17 protein-coding genes are annotated in these 18,853 nt (G+C 41.1%); 10 read left to right on the top strand and 7 right to left on the bottom strand.

All coding sequences use genetic code 11. The features are described from left to right. From ACXZ1K_RS18635 to ispG, 3 genes are read left to right on the top strand one after another with little or no spacing between them, the layout of a single operon-like run. Positions 1-930, top strand: a complete 930-nt coding sequence (locus ACXZ1K_RS18635) for a LiaF transmembrane domain-containing protein (RefSeq protein WP_458971192.1) — start codon at positions 1-3, stop codon at positions 928-930. Between the two features lie 42 nt (positions 931-972). Continuing rightward, positions 973-1,584 carry an RDD family protein gene (locus ACXZ1K_RS18630; RefSeq protein WP_458971191.1) on the top strand — a complete coding sequence of 204 codons (612 nt, stop codon included), beginning with the start codon at positions 973-975 and terminating at the stop codon, positions 1,582-1,584. 29 nt (positions 1,585-1,613) lie between these two features. Continuing rightward, positions 1,614-3,566, top strand: a complete 1,953-nt coding sequence (ispG, locus tag ACXZ1K_RS18625) for a (E)-4-hydroxy-3-methylbut-2-enyl-diphosphate synthase (RefSeq protein ID WP_458971190.1) — start codon at positions 1,614-1,616, stop codon at positions 3,564-3,566. Here ispG and ACXZ1K_RS18620 read toward each other — a convergent pair. The 4 genes from ACXZ1K_RS18620 to ACXZ1K_RS18605 are packed head-to-tail and all read right to left on the bottom strand — an operon-like array spanning position 3,563 to position 8,898. Further along, on the bottom strand, positions 3,563-4,219 hold the full coding sequence (locus ACXZ1K_RS18620) for a response regulator transcription factor (RefSeq protein WP_458971189.1): 657 nt from the start codon (positions 4,217-4,219) through the stop codon (positions 3,563-3,565). The genes ispG and ACXZ1K_RS18620 overlap by 4 nt on opposite strands. Continuing rightward, positions 4,216-6,510 (bottom strand): tetratricopeptide repeat-containing sensor histidine kinase, encoded by a 2,295-nt coding sequence (locus ACXZ1K_RS18615; protein WP_458971188.1) that lies wholly within the window; start codon positions 6,508-6,510, stop codon positions 4,216-4,218. The genes ACXZ1K_RS18620 and ACXZ1K_RS18615 overlap by 4 nt, the downstream gene beginning before the upstream one ends. Before the next feature lie 58 nt (positions 6,511-6,568). Continuing rightward, positions 6,569-8,362: an outer membrane protein assembly factor BamB family protein gene (locus ACXZ1K_RS18610; protein WP_458971187.1), complete on the bottom strand. Its 1,794-nt coding sequence runs from the start codon at positions 8,360-8,362 to the stop codon at positions 6,569-6,571. An 8-nt stretch (positions 8,363-8,370) separates the two neighbouring features. Further along, positions 8,371-8,898, bottom strand: a complete 528-nt coding sequence (locus ACXZ1K_RS18605; protein ID WP_458971186.1) for a hypothetical protein — start codon at positions 8,896-8,898, stop codon at positions 8,371-8,373. Positions 8,899-9,054: 156 nt separating this feature from the next. Between ACXZ1K_RS18605 and ACXZ1K_RS18600 the strand changes: the two genes are divergently transcribed. Next, positions 9,055-11,052, top strand: a complete 1,998-nt coding sequence (locus tag ACXZ1K_RS18600) for a glycoside hydrolase family 97 protein (RefSeq protein WP_458971185.1) — start codon at positions 9,055-9,057, stop codon at positions 11,050-11,052. On the opposite strand, the gene ACXZ1K_RS18595 is transcribed toward ACXZ1K_RS18600, so the two are convergent. Both ACXZ1K_RS18595 and msrB read right to left on the bottom strand, forming a co-directional pair. After that, positions 11,030-11,533: a lipocalin family protein gene (locus ACXZ1K_RS18595; protein ID WP_458971184.1), complete on the bottom strand. Its 504-nt coding sequence runs from the start codon at positions 11,531-11,533 to the stop codon at positions 11,030-11,032. The genes ACXZ1K_RS18600 and ACXZ1K_RS18595 overlap by 23 nt on opposite strands. A 61-nt stretch (positions 11,534-11,594) precedes the next feature. Beyond that, positions 11,595-12,041: a peptide-methionine (R)-S-oxide reductase MsrB gene (gene msrB, locus ACXZ1K_RS18590; protein WP_458971183.1), complete on the bottom strand. Its 447-nt coding sequence runs from the start codon at positions 12,039-12,041 to the stop codon at positions 11,595-11,597. A 98-nt stretch (positions 12,042-12,139) separates the two neighbouring features. On the opposite strand from msrB, the gene ACXZ1K_RS18585 reads away from it, so the two are divergent. The 6 genes from ACXZ1K_RS18585 (at position 12,140) to ACXZ1K_RS18560 (ending at position 17,864) form a co-directional block, all read left to right on the top strand. After that, a complete protein-coding gene (locus ACXZ1K_RS18585) occupies positions 12,140-12,340 on the top strand; it encodes a hypothetical protein (protein ID WP_458971182.1) in 201 nt (66 codons plus the stop codon). Positions 12,341-12,427: 87 nt separating this feature from the next. After that, positions 12,428-13,255, top strand: a complete 828-nt coding sequence (locus ACXZ1K_RS18580) for an ABC transporter ATP-binding protein (protein ID WP_458971181.1) — start codon at positions 12,428-12,430, stop codon at positions 13,253-13,255. Positions 13,256-13,267: 12 nt separating this feature from the next. Beyond that, a complete protein-coding gene (locus ACXZ1K_RS18575) occupies positions 13,268-14,095 on the top strand; it encodes a hypothetical protein (protein WP_458971180.1) in 828 nt (275 codons plus the stop codon). An 18-nt stretch (positions 14,096-14,113) separates the two neighbouring features. Then, positions 14,114-14,488, top strand: a complete 375-nt coding sequence (locus ACXZ1K_RS18570; protein WP_458971179.1) for a GntR family transcriptional regulator — start codon at positions 14,114-14,116, stop codon at positions 14,486-14,488. A gap of 3 nt (positions 14,489-14,491) precedes the next feature. Next, positions 14,492-15,325, top strand: coding sequence for a hypothetical protein (locus tag ACXZ1K_RS18565; RefSeq protein ID WP_458971178.1), 834 nt, complete (start codon positions 14,492-14,494; stop codon positions 15,323-15,325). A 25-nt stretch (positions 15,326-15,350) separates the two neighbouring features. Further along, positions 15,351-17,864: a beta-L-arabinofuranosidase domain-containing protein gene (locus ACXZ1K_RS18560; protein WP_458971177.1), complete on the top strand. Its 2,514-nt coding sequence runs from the start codon at positions 15,351-15,353 to the stop codon at positions 17,862-17,864. 1 nt (position 17,865) lies between these two features. Here ACXZ1K_RS18560 and ACXZ1K_RS18555 read toward each other — a convergent pair whose 3' ends face one another. Further along, positions 17,866-18,687 (bottom strand): alpha/beta hydrolase, encoded by an 822-nt coding sequence (locus ACXZ1K_RS18555; protein ID WP_458971176.1) that lies wholly within the window; start codon positions 18,685-18,687, stop codon positions 17,866-17,868. Positions 18,688-18,853: the final 166 nt, after the last annotated feature.

The following is an 18,853-nucleotide window of genomic DNA, read 5'->3' as shown; positions in this document are numbered from 1 at the left end:
ATGAAACTTGATAGAATAATGTGGGGGATAATTCTGCTTTTTATAGGTGGGGTACTCCTTTTAGAGAATTTTAATATAATTGATTTTCATTGGGGAAGCATCTGGCGGTTTTGGCCAATTTTTCTGATCATTGCTGGTGTGAATATCTTATTCTCCAGGAATAAATCGCAATTGGGCGGCTATATTTCCATAGGCGTACTGGTAGTGATGCTCACCGTGCTCTTTTTTAAAGGTCAGCATCCCCCGGTTACCGAAAAAAGCAGTCATTTTAATTTCGATATAGACGATGATGATTCCAGTACGCAAACGCAATTGTTTGTCGAGCCTTTTGAAGATGCTGACTCCGCTAAAAAAACCATATTGAGCATTAGCGGCGGCGGGACTTCATATGAGCTGAAAGACAGCACTGATAGTTTGTTCCTGGCTAAAGTTCAAAAAAGGGGTGGTACGTTTTCATTAATGAATGAGGTGTTAGACAGTGTGCGCACAATTTCTTTTAAAATGAAAAATAAAAAGAACTGGAACATGGGTGATGGCGGCAACGATGTAAAGCTGAAGCTAAATGTTAACCCAGTTTATGAAATGCACATGAACATGGGTGCCGGAGAGGTAGATTTTGATCTTGCTCCCTATAAGATCAGAGAATTTAGTTTTGATGGTGGTGCAGCTGCGCTTGACATTAAATTTGGTGAGTTGTTGCCGGTAAGTGATGTTCACGTAAAAACAGGTGTTGCTACGGTAAAAATTCGAATTCCGAAAACATTAGGCTGCAGGTTAACCTCTAAAACAGGTTTGTCCTCAAAGGATTTTGAAGGCTTTGAAAAGATGAATAATGGTACTTATGAAACCTCCAACTACAGTACATCGACCAAAAAGATATTTATCAGTTTAGATGGAGGATTAAGTAACTTTGAGGTATCAAGGTATTAGATTAATTCGTATTTAGTTGTTTGTAATTAGGATTTAGATAGGATGATGCGCGGGGAATATACAGTGGTAATAGATGGTAAACCACAAGGGCCATACTTACTTGAAGAACTGAAGGAATTACAAATCCGTTCAGGCACGTTTGTTAGAAAGCCTGAAATGGACGATTATAAAGAAGCTCACGAGTTCCCTGAACTGCGTGAGCTTCTTGGTTTTACTTACCAGAAAACCGCGCCACAATATTTTGCTTCTTTTGATCAGCGCTTACTTGCCTTTGCTATAGATTATTTCTTATTGACCATTGGCTATTTGCTCCTTGTTTTACTGGTCTACGTTTTTGTAGAAGAAAAAGCGCAAAGGATCGTCATCTCCTTAGGTGGAATACCGCTTATTCCAATCGCTAAATTTGTTTACAGCAGTTTGGCAGAGGCGTCTGAAAAGCAGGCAACCTGGGGTAAAAGTTTGCTGAACATCAAAGTAACCGATATGGGTGGCAATCGCATTGCGCAAGATGTTGCCTTTGGACGGAACGCAGCGAAAGCGATCTCCACAGTGCCATTTTTCTTTGGATACCTTTATAGTTTTCTCAATAAAAAGCAACAATGTTTCCATGACATGATTGCAAATACGCTGGTTATAAAAGATAGATTGATTTAATATTTATCTTTGCAGCACATTAGCAGGCAATGGAAGGATATAGTAACAGCTTAACACAGTATTCAAGATTTTTAACAAGGGAAGTTCAGATAGGTGATGTGCCGATGGGTGGCTTAAATCCGATAAGGATTCAATCAATGACCACCACTGATACCATGGATACGATGGGCACGGTAGAACAGACCATCCGAATGGTAGAATCTGGCTGTGAGTATGTGCGTATTACTGCGCCAAGTGTTAAGGAGGCCGAAAACCTGGCTAACATAAAAAAGGAATTGCGCTATAGAGGCTATAATGTGCCTCTGGTTGCTGATATACACTTTACTCCGAATGCTGCGGAGTCTGCCGCGAGAATCGTCGAAAAGGTTAGGGTGAACCCTGGTAACTACGCAGATAAAAAGCGCTTTGAAAATATTGAATACACGCATTTGGCCTATCAGGCTGAGCTGGAACGTATATATAAGAAATTTACACCGCTTGTAAAAATTTGTAAGGAGTACGGTACGGCAATGCGGATTGGTACAAATCATGGCTCCTTGTCTGACCGAATCATGAGTCAATATGGAGACACGCCCCGAGGGATGGTAGAATCTGCCATGGAGTTTATCCGCATGTGCGAAGACCTAAACTATTACAACCTGGTTATTTCAATGAAGGCCAGCAATACTCAGGTAATGGTACAAGCCTATCGCTTACTGGTAGAGACCATGGTTAATGAGGGTATGAATTATCCCCTGCACCTGGGGGTTACTGAGGCTGGTGATGGAGAAGATGGCAGGATTAAATCTGCTGTTGGTATTGGTACTTTGTTGGAGGATGGATTGGGTGATACGATACGGGTTTCTTTAACTGAAGATCCTGAATTTGAAGCGCCTGTTGCCAAAGCCATGGCACTAAGGTATGAAAAAAGAGCTATGCAGCTTGAGCATGAGACCACTCTGACAGTTGCGGAACACATTGTGGTAAAAGAGCTCCCATACAATCCTTACGAATATTTGCGCAGACAAACACAGCCTGTACAATTAATTGGCGGTCACCACCATCCGGTAGTCATGATTAACGTATCGGCAGAAAATCTGAAAGATCCATTCTTTTTAAGCGCTATTGGATATAAGTACAGTGCCGGATTGGACAAATATAATATGACCGACCAGGCTTGTGATTTGGCCTTTCTCGGGGATGCCTTACCTTCGTTTTCTTTTCCTGGAAATTTAAAGCAGATCTATAACGCAACAACCTGGAATGACTTAAAGGATAAATACAATTGTCACCCATTATTTACTTACCGGGAATTTGTGAGTACAGAACATAAAGACGCCCATTTAAATTTGGTGAATATAGACACTACAGAATTAGCGGGGATAGACTTCAGTATTTTGGACCATACCGTAGTTATTGTGTTAGAAACTAAAGCAGTACATGGTATGGCTGCGCAGCGATCTTTTTTTGTTGAACTGATGAAAAAGGGGATAAAAATTCCAGTTATCATTAGGAGGGATTATGCTAGTGTAAGTGCCGACGATTTGATGCTTTATTCTGCAACAGATTTAGGCGCTTTGTTTACAGACGGGTTGGGTGATGGAGTTTGGATTAATACAGATCAGTCCATTAGCCTTGCCTTGATTAACTCTACTAGCTTTGGTATTTTGCAGGCTACACGTACCCGAATCTCAAAAACAGAATATATTTCTTGCCCTAGTTGTGGTCGCACATTGTTCGATTTACAGGAAACTACGCAATTGATCCGTTCGCGTACTGATCATTTAAAAGGAATAAAGATTGGCATTATGGGCTGTATCGTAAATGGCCCTGGTGAGATGGCCGATGCAGATTACGGTTATGTTGGCACAGGACCAGATAAAATTACATTGTACCGTGGCAGGGAAGTGGTAAAAAAGAATGTGAGTGCATCACGTGCGTTGGACGACCTGATTGAATTGATTAAGGAAGATGGCAACTGGAATGAGGTTAGTCACGCTTAACTCAAGCCATTCTTTATTGCATATTTGACTAAGCCTACGGTACTCCTGCAATTGCACTTTTCCAGTAAATGCTGCCGGTGGTTGTCGACTGTCTTCTTGCTGATAAAAAGCTTATCTGCAATTTCCTCACTGGTGTTTTCACTAACAATTAAGGTCAATACTTCTTTCTCCCTTACGGTCAGCTGGCTCAGTTGCTCGTCTTGCGCTTTTTGCTTTTGATATACATTATAGATAATGGGCACAATATCCTGCGAAAAATAGGTGCCATCGTTGGTAATTCGGTACAGAGCCTGTAACAGTTCTTCACGACCCGAATTTTTGAGTATGTAACCATCTGCCTCGGCCATGATGGCTTCTTTAATGGCTTGGGCGTTGTTGTACATGGATAAGACCAGGACTTTGATCTGGGGAAATTGGCTTTTCACCATTTTGCATAGTTCTGTGCCCGTTAATAGGGGCATGCTGATATCGGTTAACAGCAAATGATACTTCTCTGGTTTAGACATGATCATATCAAGGGCATCTTGGCCATTGTTGGCATATCCTTCAATAAGGTATTTGGTTTCGTGCTGCAGCATGCTGCTGATGCCATCTATCACCATCTGATGATCGTCTGCAACAAGTATGGATATCGGCTGACTATTTTCTATCATCCTGGTATAGTTATATCTATTTGTGTTCCTGATAATTTTTCTGATTGTACCCGCATCTCACCGTCTAATAGGTTAACCCTTGCCGAAATGTTTTTCCAGCCTAGTCCTTTCGAATCTTTAATCTTATTGGGGTCGAAGCCTTTACCGTTGTCCTTTATAGCAATAGATAATCCAGTACTACTGATCACAACATCCAGTGTGATTTTAGTTGCTTCGGCATGTTTTATCATATTGCCAAGTACCTCCTGTACAATGCGGTAAATGGACAATTCATTCTGTTTCGTAAACTTATGCTCCCTGGCTTCTTCTGGTACATTCAGCTCCACTGTTGTGCCCCCACTTTCGTTAATTTTATCAGTCATGTCCTCCAATGCTGAAAATAAGCCAAAGTTTAGTGCCTCCGGCAGCAGGTTGTGGGAGATGTTCCTAACCTCGCCTATGGTTTTATCGACCAGGTCTAGCGTCCCGGTTGTCGTCTTGTTGTCGGGAAACTGATGATGAAGGGTGCTCATATTCATTTTTACTACAGAAAGCATTTGTCCGATGCTATCATGAAGGTCTCTTGCCAGTCTGATCCTTTCTTTTTGTTCTCCTTCAAACAGCGATTTGGTGGCAATCTCCTGCTGTCTGTTGATCTCTTCTTTGAGTAAAGCTTCTTGGTTTGCCCTATAGCGCTTGTAGTAAAAATAGGCGGCAAGTCCGATGGCCAGCGCAATGATCAGGAAACCCGCCATTAACAGGTTTCGTTGCTTCAATTGCAGCGCTCTGTTATTCAATTCCAGCCTCTGGATCTTGCTTTGCTTTTGCAGGTTTTTAATGTTTTCTGCCTTTTGCTTGTTTTCCAGTTGCTGATTAGCTATTCGCTGACTTTGGTTTTTTAGTCTCAATGTATTAATAGTAAGCGACTGATTTTGTTGGGTAATTTGCGATTGTTTGTCGGCAATTTCCAGTTTCTGATTTTTAAGCTCCAGCAGGTTAATGCTGTTTTCTTTGCTCAGTAAACTGATTTGAGCCTCTTTTTTCTCTGTATCATATTTGGTTTGCAGCTCGTTAATCTGTTTGCTAATTTTTTCGTTTAACTGCTGGTTTGATATCTTGTAGTACTTGCTCTTGGTTTTAAGAGCTTCACTAAAGTTACCCCGTAACGAATCCAGTATCGACTTATGGTTATACAATTCACCGAGTACGTATGGGGTAACCATACCGGAACCGGTCTCGTTTTCTGCCATTTTAAACCACTTGTCTGCTTCGTCAAAGTCGTTCATCATGGTGTAGGCGTAGGCGATGTTCTGTTGAGTAAGAACTGTAGCTGGTTTATCATTTTTCTGATCGATGTATTCCAGCGCTTTTTTTAGATAGGGGATAGATTCTTTGTAGTTGCCTTGTCTGATGCTGATAGCTCCCAGATTGTTGTTACAAGAAACGATACCAGCTTTAAAAGCTATCTTTTCAAAAATATTGGATGCCTCATTGATTAGTTTTGTGGCTTCAGCATAGTTTTTCTCTTCAATATAAATATTGCCCAGGTTTAAAGTAGCCTTGCCTAAGTTGAGGTTGTCTTTTGTATCCTGCGCCCGTGTTATGGCTTCAAGAAGATGTTTTTTAGCTTCTTTTAACTGACCAATTTCCCAGAATAGCCTGCCCAGGTTAATTTGAATAGGGATATACCCGGTCTGGTCTTTAATGGTTGCGATAACCTTTGAGGATTTGATAAAGTTATCAATCGCGATGTCCTTTTTACCCAAGAAGTTATTGATGATGCCCAATTGATTATAACAGGAGATTAATCCGCCATTTAAGTTTAGTTTCAGGTAGATGTCTTTTGCTTCTGTGATGTAGGGCAGTGCTTCCTGGTATTTGGTGTTTACAATTAAGCTTTTCCCTAAGCCACTTAAGGCGTCGGCCATGCCTTCCTGGTTCTTAATGCTCGTTTGTATTTGCAAAGATTTTTGAAAATAAGGGATTGCTTTGCTTCCCAGAGCCTTGAAATAAAAGTATTGCCCCTGTGTGTAATAAGCATGTCCGATAGCTTTGATATCTTTAGTCTGATCTGCAAGTGCAATAGCCTGATTGGTATAGGAGAAAGTATTTGCCGAATCAGATTTTGAATAGATGGTTGCAATCTTGTCCAGAAGATCAAGCTTTGAACTTGGTTTTTGTGCCGCAGCCAATTCTAACTGTAGTTTGTCCAGTTCAGATTTATTTTGTGCTTTACCGGGAAAATAGGACAGGATGATCAGCAAAAAAATCAGTCCCCACATAATTGTTGATATGCTCTTTATGTTGATCATCCTGTTAAAATTGGCTTTAGTTTGTTGGTGTTTTGAAAATAGTTAAAATATCTGCAAATCAATTGTTAACCTTAATCTTTTCTACTTTTTTTCCCTTAAAGGCAAAGATGAATTCTCCATCTGCTGTAATGTCCAGCCCATCTCCATATACAGGGTTGCCACCTTTCCCTTTAGAGGTAACTGAGCCTTTAATATTGCCGTTGGTCATGTCTACTCCGTAAATCACGTTCTTTGAATTCTTCTGATTGCGGAGAAAATAGTTGCCGCCTACCTCATAATAGAAATCAACTTCAGGCAATTTCTCAGTAGCATAATTCCGTTTCCCATCGGCTTTTTTATAGCTTGCCAGCCCCTTTTCAGAAATGATCACTACATCGTCTCCAAAGTCTACCACGTCACTGGCTTTACCCACTTTTGCATCGTTATGCTTTACATCAAAGAGCTGTTTGCCGCTTTGAATATCATAACTATAGAACTCATCGCCATCGCCAACAAATACGGTCTTATCATGATCAATGATCATGTCAGTGATCCGTTTATCGAATTTTTCAGACCGCCATATTGTTTTTCCATTGGCATCGTCTAGCGCCATAATGCCATTCTTTTGGTTGATGTAATCGTTGTAAACTTTGTATTCCATGGTTACTCCATCTGCAGTACGGTGACGTTCGATCTCCTGAATTTGGACTTTTCCGCCTGCCTGCACCATAATCCGATTCCCGGCTTTGTAGATGTTGGGCATAGAAAGCGCGCCGGTGATCTTTTCTGAGGTCCAGATTAGTGCTCCTGTTTTTAGATTGTGTTTTTCAACAAACTTTGTGCGGTCGCTGCTTCCAAATATAACAATGTAAACTGCGTCGTCGGTAAATATAGGATCGGCTAGCGTTCTGTAAATACCTTTGGTGCTTTTGTTTCCCAGCAGCGAGCTGCCGCCAGATTTTTGCATGTCGTTCTCATAAGCAACTTCCCAGATCTTTTTCCCGTTTTCCAAATCGTATACCTGCAAGCCATCCAGCCAAAAGTAAATTCTTCCTCCAGATATGCTGAGGTCCGCAATGGCTTTCCGGGTTACTAGTTCTTTTTCTACGGTTCCTCTGAAAGTGGTTTCCCATGCAACTTCGCCATTGGCCGCATTGATTTTTACCAGCTGATTTTTAAAGCCTGAAAATAATGCTGCTAGCAAAGTGGGTTTGTAGTTGAACATCACGATCTGATTGCTGGCTTTGTCGTAAATATATCTGGCAACACTCCCGCTAAATTTCTTGGTTTCCCAAATCTTTTTGCCCGTCTGTGCATCCACCATGTGCAATGCTTCTTTTTGTGTGATCAAGAAGGTGTTCAGTTCAGCAATGTATTTTACAGTTTCTATTTCAGCATCTTCCTGAGCTTCTTTTGGTAACAGGTTTTGGTACTCCTCTGAATTCCACAATTCCTTTCCCGATGCGGCATCCAGCACGGCTATCTTGTCTTTGCCCAGCGAGCGCCTGTCGAACAAGAATAGATACCCTCCATCTTTGCTGCGTATAAAATACTGGAACTCTGAAGAGTTGGTTTTATTGGTGGTTATTTTCTTGTAATCTCCACTCCATAATTCCTTGCCCTGATCGTTCAATACGGTAGCCGAGTTATCGTCTGTTCCTAGTATAAAAGTTCCTTCTGCATTGCTCATGGCCAGGCGACTGGCCTTATTTGAAAATTCAGACTCCCATACGGTTTGAAAGCTGCCACTTTTTTTGCCTGCTTTGCCACCACCGGTTATGCCACTTAGTTTTTCTTTCAGTTTGCCAAATTGTGCATTGACAGTGAAACTGCATGTAACCAGCATGGCCAGAATTAGTACGCTTTTTTTCATGATCAATTCTATTTAATGGTTCCGGAGAATGATCCTTGCTCTACGTAGGATTCTTTTTCTGCGTTGTTGAAACAGATTCCGGTAAATGTGCCTTCAACTTTATCGCCATCCAATTTAGTAATGTTGATTTCTCCACCGCCCGTCATCAGTTTGCTATTCCTGTCGCTAGAGTAGTTCAGTGAAAGATCAGCTGGTTTGGTGTAATCCTTACTGATGATCATGCCGCCGTTTGACAGTGCAGACCCAAAACTGATCTTGCCTGTTGAGGTGATCTTCTTAAGGATGATGATGGTAATGGATTCAGTACCGCCATCTTTTATAGCGGTAACGGAAAATGTGGTTACCCCGGCTGCGGTAACTTGCGTTATGCCGGCTTTTGTAGAACTGAATTTTCCGATAGTAGCACCATCAAAACCGAAGCGTTCTGCAGTAACTGTTGCGCTGCCGCTTGCGGTGAGGGCTGCTGTGGTTTCGTCTTTCTTGCACGATGCAAATGCGATGAGCATTACTAAGCTCCCTGTAATTAATTTTTTCATGCTTTAAATTCTTTTACGTTAATGATGATCCAAATTTGGTCATCTTCATTGTGTCGTGAAATAGAGCTTGTTACTAATAATTGTAGGTATAAATACCTATACAGGAGTTCCAAGAAAATGTTAATTTAGGGACTTAACCAAATGAAAAACCACTGAATGAAAATTGTTAAAATTGCTTCACTATTTGCGCTCGTACTAATTACAGCTGATGCATTAGCACAAAAAAGGCTGACTGTAAAATCACCAGATAGCCAAATAGCCTTTGTTTTTAAGCTTGATAAGAGCAAGCCATCCTATCAGGTAAGCTACAAGGGGAAAATGTTGGTAGAAGAATCTGAGCTTTCCTTAGATTTTAAAGAGACGGGAAGATTTGCCAGTAATCTTGTGATAACTAAGTCGGATTTGAAGAATGTTGAGGAAAATTATGAGTTGCCGGTTGGTAAGGCAAAATACGTTCATAGCCAGTCCAAACAACTCACCATCTCGCTAACTGAAAGCCTGGTCCCTAAAAGACAAATCAATATTGTGGTAAGGGTTTTTAATGACGGTGTTGCTTTTCGTTATGAGTTTCCTAAACAACAAGGCTGGTCGGAATATACTTTAACAGAGGAGCGAAGCGCATTTAATTTGGCTGGTGACCCAATGGTTCGAACATTACTGTTTGGTCAAAATTATAATAATAGTCACGAAGGTCTTTACCAAAAGATGAAGCTCAGTGCTTTGGCTGAAAACAATTTGATGGATGTACCGGCACTATTTGAATTTTCTGGCAAGACATATATGGCCATAACTGAGGCTAGTTTGCGCGATTATGCAGGTATGTACCTGGTTAAAGATAAAGGAATACTAAGGACCCAGCTAACACCAATGATTGGTCAGCCGGAGATAAAAATGAAAGCCATTTTGCCACATCAAACCCCATGGAGAGTGATGATGATCAGCGATAAACCAGGCACTTTCCTGGAATCAAATATTCTGACTAATTTGAACGAGCCCAGCAAGATTAAAGACGTATCCTGGTTAAAGCCGGGCAAGACCTCCTTCCACTGGTGGAACGGAGATGTACTTCCAGATTCGACGTTTGCACCCGGCGTTAACTTTGAAACTAATAAATATTACATCGACTTCTGCGCCAGGAACCATATTGAATACCACTCTGTGATTGGCTATGGCGGCTTTGCCTGGTATAGCAATAATTGGCCAAGCTATGCCGAAAAAGGAACCTACTCGGATGTGACCAAGCCAGTTCCTATGCTGGATATGCAAAGGGTATGTGATTATGCGAAGGAGAAAGGAGTAGCGATACACGTTTGGATAAACTGGATGGCGCTTTATCCGCAACTGGAAGCTGCTTTTACACAATTTGAAAAGTGGGGAATAAAAGGGATGATGGTTGACTTTTTGGATAGGAGTGATCAGGAAATGGTAAAGATCCAGGAAGAGATTTTAGAACGTGCTGCAGCACATCATTTATTTATCCAGTTTCACGGTGCTTACAAACCAACGGGGATGAACCGTACCTATCCTAACGAATTTACCAGGGAAGGGACGTTCAATTATGAGCAGAATAAGTGGTTGCAAAATCCACTTACGCCAGAACACGATCTGGACATCGCATTTACAAGGATGATAGCCGGAGCGAGCGATTATCATTTAGGTGGATTTAGGGCCGTAAGGCCAAACCAGTGGAAGCCAAAATATATAAGGCCTTTAATGATTGGTACGCGGACCCATATGTTGGCTATGTATGTAGTATTAGAAAGTTATCTAAATATGGTGGCAGACTATCCAGAAGCTTACGAGGGACAACCCGGCTTTGATTTTCTGCAAAAAGTGCCCACAACCTGGGATGAGACAAAAGTAATCCATGCAGAACTGGATGGCTTTCTTACCATAGCGCGCAGGCATGGAAGCGACTGGTATGTTGGTACAATTAACAATAGTAAACGCCGTTCTTTGAAGATACCGCTTAGCTTTTTATCATCGGGAACATACAACGCAGAAATATATAGTGATGTAGCAGAATCAGAAGAATACCCGAATCGCATTGCTAAAACCACCCAGGTCTTGAAAAAAGAAGACACCATTGCTATCGATCTTGCGGCCGGGGGCGGGCATGTGATCAGGCTTGTTAAGAATGCTGCTGGGAAGTAAGTTTACTGGTGTCGTATCCCTTGGCTTTGCAGCGCTGAATGATTTCGTCGTAAGTTTTCTTAGGCAATTTATTGGTCCTACTCATGATGAAAAGAAATTTATGATCAGGGTGACCTACAACAACATACGAGTAATCATCAGGTATGTCGATAATCCAATAGGCAATTTTTATCGGCCAGATGAATTGTGCTTTTAAGGAAGAACCATGACCATCCTCATCAGGAAACATTTTAGATTTATAAGAATGTACCTCTTCACTACCCGGTTTCTTGTAAGTAGTGTACACATTGAAATACCCTTCATCATTTAGCGTATAACGAGTAGTAGTTTCCCTGCTGCCCTTATCAAATGGGGTGGGTATGGAATATAGAGAATACCAGGTGCCTGCATACTTTTTGAGGTCAACACTACTTACCGGAGCATTTTTTGAAGGCGGTGCAACCGTCAGCGCCAACAGCATCAATACAGCTATTACTTTCATACCGGTACTTACGGTGTTTTGTAAGACGGGGATTTATAGCTGCATGGTAAAGTTCGGAATGTTACTTCTCTACTTTTTTGAGCGACACGGCATTCATGCAATAGCGCAATCCACTAGGAGCAGGACCATCAGGAAATACATGGCCGAGGTGGGCCTGACAAGTGTTGCAAAGGGCTTCAATCCTTCTCATCCCATAAGAGCTATCAGAATGGTATGCTACAGCGTTATCCTTAACCGGCTGGGTAAAAGATGGCCATCCCGTTCCGGATTCAAACTTTTCTTGTCCATCGAATAATAAGGTGCCGCAGCAAACGCAGTCATACAAGCCCGGTTCAAAAAGACTGCACATCTCAGAGCTATGCGCCCGCTCTGTTCCCTTTAAGCGGGTAATTCGGTATTCCTCGTCAGATAGAATTGATTTCCATTCCTGTTCTGTCTTCACTATAGTTTGATCAGGAACAGGATTACCCTGATCTGCGAATTTGATCACATCATTCCATTTAAGCATTGTTTTCTTATTTAATTACTGTTACAACATGTCTATCGTGCTGGTTGTTTTTCAAACTACTACCGATATGGATTGTTGTAAGAGATATTCTTAAAATTATGGAAGCTAATAAAAAAAAGGATCCTTTCCAACCCCAGGGGCCAAGGGATGGTTTAGATAACACAGGTACACAGGGTTACGATTCTCTAAAAGATGATGGTTATGTTGGTTCGACCAAAAAAGAGTTGGATAATGAGCATCAAGACGGTACGGGAAGTTCTTCAGAAGATTTTAACGGCAGCCCTGAAAGCGAGGATTAATGGTTTTTAATTTTTTTTGCTAAAATAATTTGGCAGTGTGAGATTAACATTATACTTTAGTGTATTATTTAACTAATACAGTATAGTATGATAAAAATTAACGACCTAAACTTTGGTTACAACAAGAAGCACTTGCTCTTCAAAAACCTGAGCATGCAATTGCAGGCAGGCCATATTTATGGTTTGCTGGGTAAAAATGGCGCGGGAAAATCAAGTTTATTGAAAAACCTTGCCGGATTGGTATACGCACATAGCGGCAGTATTGAGGTAATGGGCTATGATCCCGCCAAGCGTCAGCCTTCATTGTTGATGCAGATCTGTTTTATTCCAGAAGAATTTCACCTGCCATCCGTAAAGATCGATGCTTATGTGAAAGCCAATGCACCTTTCTATCCTAACTTTGATCATCAGTACTTCAAAGACCTTCTTGAGGAGTTTGATATTCCAGTTGCCCAGAAGCTGGTGAACATGAGCTACGGACAAAAGAAGAAGCTGATCATTGCATTCGGATTGGCTACTCAGGCTAAACTGATCATCATGGATGAGCCAACCAATGGTTTGGACATTCCGTCCAAGGCGCAATTCCGTAAAATCATGGCCGCAGCCCTAACAGAAGACCGCTGTATCATCATTTCTACTCATCAGGTTAGAGATTTGGATAATCTTATTGATACCGTAATTATGCTGGACGAAAATGCTGTGGCACTAAAAGCATCTATAGAAGAGATTACAAACAAACTTTGCTTTAAACGATTGAAAGAAATCGACGATACCGTAATCTATGCAGAGCCCTCATTGTCCGGCTATAATGCGTTAGTAGCAAATTATCACCATGAAGATAGTAAACTGGATATGGAGTTGCTGTTCAATGCGATGCTGACGGAGAAAATTAAACTTAAAACTGTATTCAACTAAAGACCCGGAAACATGAACAACACATTTAACATAAACCGCTTTGGTCTGTTGCTTAAAAGACAATGGCTGGAATTTGGTAAAATTTATTTGGTCACCTTAGGCGTCGCCTTTGGGGTGATTGCCACGTTTTATATGGTGGCTATATGGCCGTCTTTCCAAGAAATGCCCTCAAATGACATTAAGCTGCACTTTCGGGAGCCCCTGTTTTTAATCTTTGGGTTTTTATTTATCAGTGTAATCGCAAGTAATTACTTCGCACATTTTGGTCAGAAAGCTAAAACAGTAATAGACCTGCTGATACCTGCATCTACATTTGAGAAGTTTCTTGCAGCTGTGTTTTTTACGGCAATACTAACTGTTGTCAGTTATGTAGCGATATTTTACTTAACCGATCTTGGATTTATCACCAAATTGAGGGCTACCTATAGCAGTATCGCAACATCAGCCTCCTATGCTGATGCCAGGGGTAAGTTTACTGTAGTGAGAGATAATTACGACTATTTCTTTAGCGTCAATAAGAAGAATATGTATCCGCAATTGTTGGCGTTGCCTTTCTTTGTGACGTCACTATTCCTACTGGGATCCATCTATTTTAATAAGTTCCACTACATTAAGACTGCAATATCTGTCATGGTGTTTTGCGCGATATGGGCATACATCGTTATCAACTCAATTGAGCTTTTAACAAAGAACAGGCATATGCAACAAGACAGTTATATCTTGCAGAATTTCGATAGAAATCAGGATTTTGTCTTCTGGACAATGGCAACATTCATCATGGCACTCACCTGCGTTTTTTGGTCGATCACTTATGTGCGACTTAGAGAAAAAGAGGTTTAAACTTATAAAGGTAGAGAAATGGAATTTAGAGATAATAAGGCGATATACCTTCAAATAGCAGATTACGTTTGCGAGCGCATTTTACTATCCAAATGGAAATCAGAAGAGAAAATCCCTTCAGTAAGGGAGATGGCCGTTGAATTGGAAGTAAACCCAAATACAGTAATGCGCACCTATGAAATGCTGCAAACTAAACATATCATCAGCAATAAAAGAGGCATTGGTTTTTTTGTAAACGAAGATGCGATTGCGAATGTAAAAGCCTACCGTAAAGTTCAGTTCATGGATGATGAGCTACCGGTGGTTTTTAGAAATATTTATTTATTGAACATCGGCTTCGACGAATTACAAAATCGTTACGATGCTTTTGTTAAGGAAACTTTTAATACTTAGAACATGAAAACAAGTAATAAATTATTAATAGCTTTTGGGCTGACGCTAGTATTGCTGCCGATTTTAACGATGGCAATTATTTCTAGAGTGTACATGGCTGAGGGGGCGGCGACAGATTTAAGTTCAAGTACAAGACACATGACAACATTGCCAATGTCTGCACCTTTTAGCAACATCCACATTGAAGGTGATAACCGGATGGCAGTTGTTGTAGAGATTGTTAAAGACGATAAATATGGAGTGAAGATTCCTGATGATGCGGGCGGCCATCTTAACGCGCAAATTGGTGAAGATGGACAATTAAATATTGTAATTAAAAATCCTGTGAAAGCAGAAACCTACTCCCGAAGAATCATTATCTATGCGCCAAATGTAAAGGCATTAACCATAGATAACGTTAAGATTTTAAATCTAAGCGCTAGTTTGGATTCACTAAAATTAACTATGAACAATGCGCAATCATTATGGATTGAGGGCGATGGGTTGATTCAAAACCTTGTTGCTACCACAAACAATGTTGGAGGCTTTGGAATAAACAATGGAACAGTGGCATCTGCTACACTTGATCTCACTAATACAAGTTTCACCAGTAGGACCAGTAAGATGGAGCAATTGAGTATCACTACAAAAGGAAACTCAGAAATAAATATTGAAGGTGAAAATGGAGATGCGCAACCTGTAAATGTGATCAAAGATCTTACTTTAAACACCCTAGGGAAAACCAGTGTGAAGATTTCAGACGTTCAGATAAACAACTGTTCTGGAAGCTTTTCTGACTCAACAGCTGTTGAGATGCCTGCTGTGAATATCAACCAAATGTTTAAAATAAAAAAGTAGTTATATTTAGGGTTCAGAAATGAATATGAAGCCCTTAAGATTTTTCACTTTATTTATACCAGGCCTGTTATTTTCTGTTGTCGTGCTGGCACAGAGTAGCAAGCCTTATCAATTTAATCTGGCCCCATTGAAGCAAGATGTATATGTACAATTGCCCTTGGGCAGTATCAAAGCAAAAGGCTGGCTGTTAAAACAGTTGGAACTACAAAGAGACGGCTTTACCGGTAATGCCGAAGCGCTTTATCCTGAGCCGGAAAATCTGGGTAGCAATTCAGACTGGCTGGGCGGTACGGGTAACAGCTGGGAAAAGGTTCCTTACTATGTCAAGGGCTTGGTTGCGCTGGCCTACACGCTTGACGATCCGGGTTTGAAAAACAAAGCGCAGAAATGGATTGATTATACGCTTGACCATCAACAGGAGACTGGCCTGTTTGGTCCGCCTAAAATGAAGGACTGGTGGCCTAGAATGCCGTTCATGTACGCAATACAGAGTTATTATGAGGCTACCAATGATAAACGGGTAGTTCCTTTTCTGGCTAAATATTTCAAATATCAACTAGCTAACCTGGACAAGGATCCCCTAAATAGCTGGGGCAAATCTAGGGCGGGCGACAATATGGAGTTGGCTTTATGGGTTTATAACAAGACGGGCGAAAAATACCTGTTGGAGCTGGTTGCGAAATTAAAAGAACAAGCTTATCCCTGGATAGATATTTATAATAAGAATCAATTCTTTTACTATGGGGATGATTACCAGCCAAAGCACATGGTTAATGTTGCACAGGCACTAAAGTTTCCTGCCGTATATTCTCAAGTAAATGCCTCTGCCGCGGCTTCGATGCAAGCCGGCATTAACCACTTGATGCATGATCATGGTCAGCCGGAAGGCTTATCTGCCGGCACGGAATTCCTTTCTGGTAATAGTTCTATTCAAGGGGTAGAAACTTGCACTGTGGTAGAGTGGATGCAGAGTTTAGAAACTGCTTCCAGGATTATCCATAACGCGAGCCTGGGAGATCAGCTGGAAAAAGTAGCATTCAATGCCCTGCCTGCCCAGTTCAGCCGTGACCTAAAAAGTCACTCCTATTACACACTTCCAAACCAGGTACAGAGTTTACCGGGTGGACATGGCTTTAATCAGGACTATTCGTCAGGCATTGTACTCAGTCCATATTCTGGATTTCCCTGCTGTAGATACAATATGCATATGGGTTGGCCTTATTTTGTCAAAAATAGTTGCCTGGCCACTCCAACAGGAGGTTTGGCCATAAATACCTATGGCCCAATGGAAATTAGCGCAGTTGTTGGCTTAGGCATAAAAATAAAAATAATTGAAGATACCAATTACCCTTTTGAAGAGCAGATCAGAATTAAGGTTTCACTTGCTCAGCAAGCCAATTTTCCACTTCAATTTAGAATACCGGGTTGGTGCGCAAAGCCAGAAGTTTTGGTCAACGGAAAACTGATGTCGGCCGTTAAATCTGCAGAACTTTATACCATCACCAGAAACTGGAATGATAACGATAGGGTGGTGCTCAATTTCCCGATGCAAATCTCGACATCTAAGCAAGTAAACAATGGTGTAAGCATAGAACGCGGACCGTTGGTTTATGCTTTAAAAATAAAGCCGGCAATCAAAAATGTAAAGGAGTTTGCGGTAAAAGGTTTCTATGAAACAGAAATTACCCCTGCGTCCCCATGGAATTATGCTTTATTATTAGGTGGCGGACGGCTTAATGAACAATTTACCGTAGTTAAAAAGCAAATGCCTCAAAACCCATTTGTGCAAGAAGAAACGCCTGTCCAGTTAAGAGTTAAAGCAAAACAACTTCCGGGCTGGACAATGGATTACAACAACATTTCCGCTTTTGATGTGCCTTATAGTCCGTTGGTTAGTACCGAAGCAAGCGAAGAAGTATTGTTAGTGCCATATGGATCTGAGAACTTAAGGTTGAGCATTTTCCCAACTATTGGCAAACCGAGTTTAATCACTAAAGCGTTTACGGAGCGATTCGATAACAATACTTCAAACGGATGGGTAATTTATGGTGGTGCTTGGTTTTATAAAAACAATGAAGTTCACTGCGCTTCCAATGATAACAATAGTTCTGGTCACACAGGTTCCAAGTTTGTTGCATCGGCAACTCATTTTTCAAATTTTACGTATAGCGCTGACGTTACCGTAAATACCAATGGCGATGCTGGGTTGCTGTTCAGGGTTAGCAAACCAGCTATTGGATCAGAAGCATACCAAGGTTATTATGTTGGGTTAAATCCAACCAACGGAATGTTACAATTGGGCAAGGCCAACAATGGAAAATGGATCGTGATCAAGGAAATAAAATATCCCGCAAAGTTGAACCAAAAATATGCAGTTAAAGTAAGAGCAAGTGGAAGCGATATCTCTGTGTTTATAAACGGCGGCGAAAAGCCATTGCTCGTGGCCAGTGATGGGGAATACAAAACAGGGAATATCGGAATTAGAAGTTATAATGCCTTAGCCACAATGGACAACATTGAGGTAAAAGCAATACAGTAGATTAGGCTTTAAAGAAGTTCATGGTTTTGTCCGCAACCAGCTGTAAATGTTCCGGCATCTCGGGAGCTGTGTAAGGATGAGATGCACCGTAAACGTGGTTCGCTCCTTTAATCATCTGGATCTCCGCTTTAACCTGTTGCTGAGCTAATTGCTGGGCAACGGTAAAGTCGACATTAACATCACTATCGCCATGCAGAATCAGCCAGGGGATATCAATTTTTCTCGCCGCATGCAGGATGTTGAATTTCTTGGCATGTTCTCTTACATCGGTTAATAATGTACTGTTGAGTGGCATCTTTTCTTTAGTCCGCGCATTCTCTACATAGATTTTTCCGGTTTCTATCCATTCCTCTTCCTGTTCTTTTTTCCAGAGACTGCTGAAGTCGGCAATGGACGACCAGGTTACCAACTTCCTAATACGCTTATCATGTGCCGCCTTAACAATCACTAATCCGCCACCTCTGCTGTGTCCGATTAGAAATATCGGAGAAGAAGGAAAAGTATTTTCTGTGTAGTCAATTACCGCGTTTAAGTCGAACAGTTCCTTGCTTACTGTATTTGCAGCAAAGGTGTCCATATCCGTTACATCATTCGGCTTCTCTGGAGTAACGCCACTATGCGACAAATTGAATTTTAGATAACGAAATCCGTTTTCAGCAAAAAAATCAGCCATTAAGTGATGCGCGCCCCAGTCTTTGAAGCCCTTAAAGCCATGAACGAACACAACTGTCGGCATGGTAGACTCTGTGTTAGAAAACGAATAGTCGCCATAAATTACCTTCCCGTCTGCCCCAGGTAATGAAAATTCCTCTTTTTGTATCATACTTTTTAATGATGTTGGTTACCAAGTTAACAAATAAATTGGCGATGTTGTTTAAATTGACAAGGTTGAAGAAACGGCATAATGCCATTATTTAAACTCTTTCTAAATAGTTCTTAATTACAGCCTAATGACAGTGGAACAAGGGCGGGTTGTTACTTTTGTTACG

The organism is Pedobacter jaeyakensis (assembly GCF_054461315.1).
The sequence above is the reverse complement of the archived record's forward strand: the minus strand, read 5'-3'. Positions and strand labels throughout refer to the sequence as shown.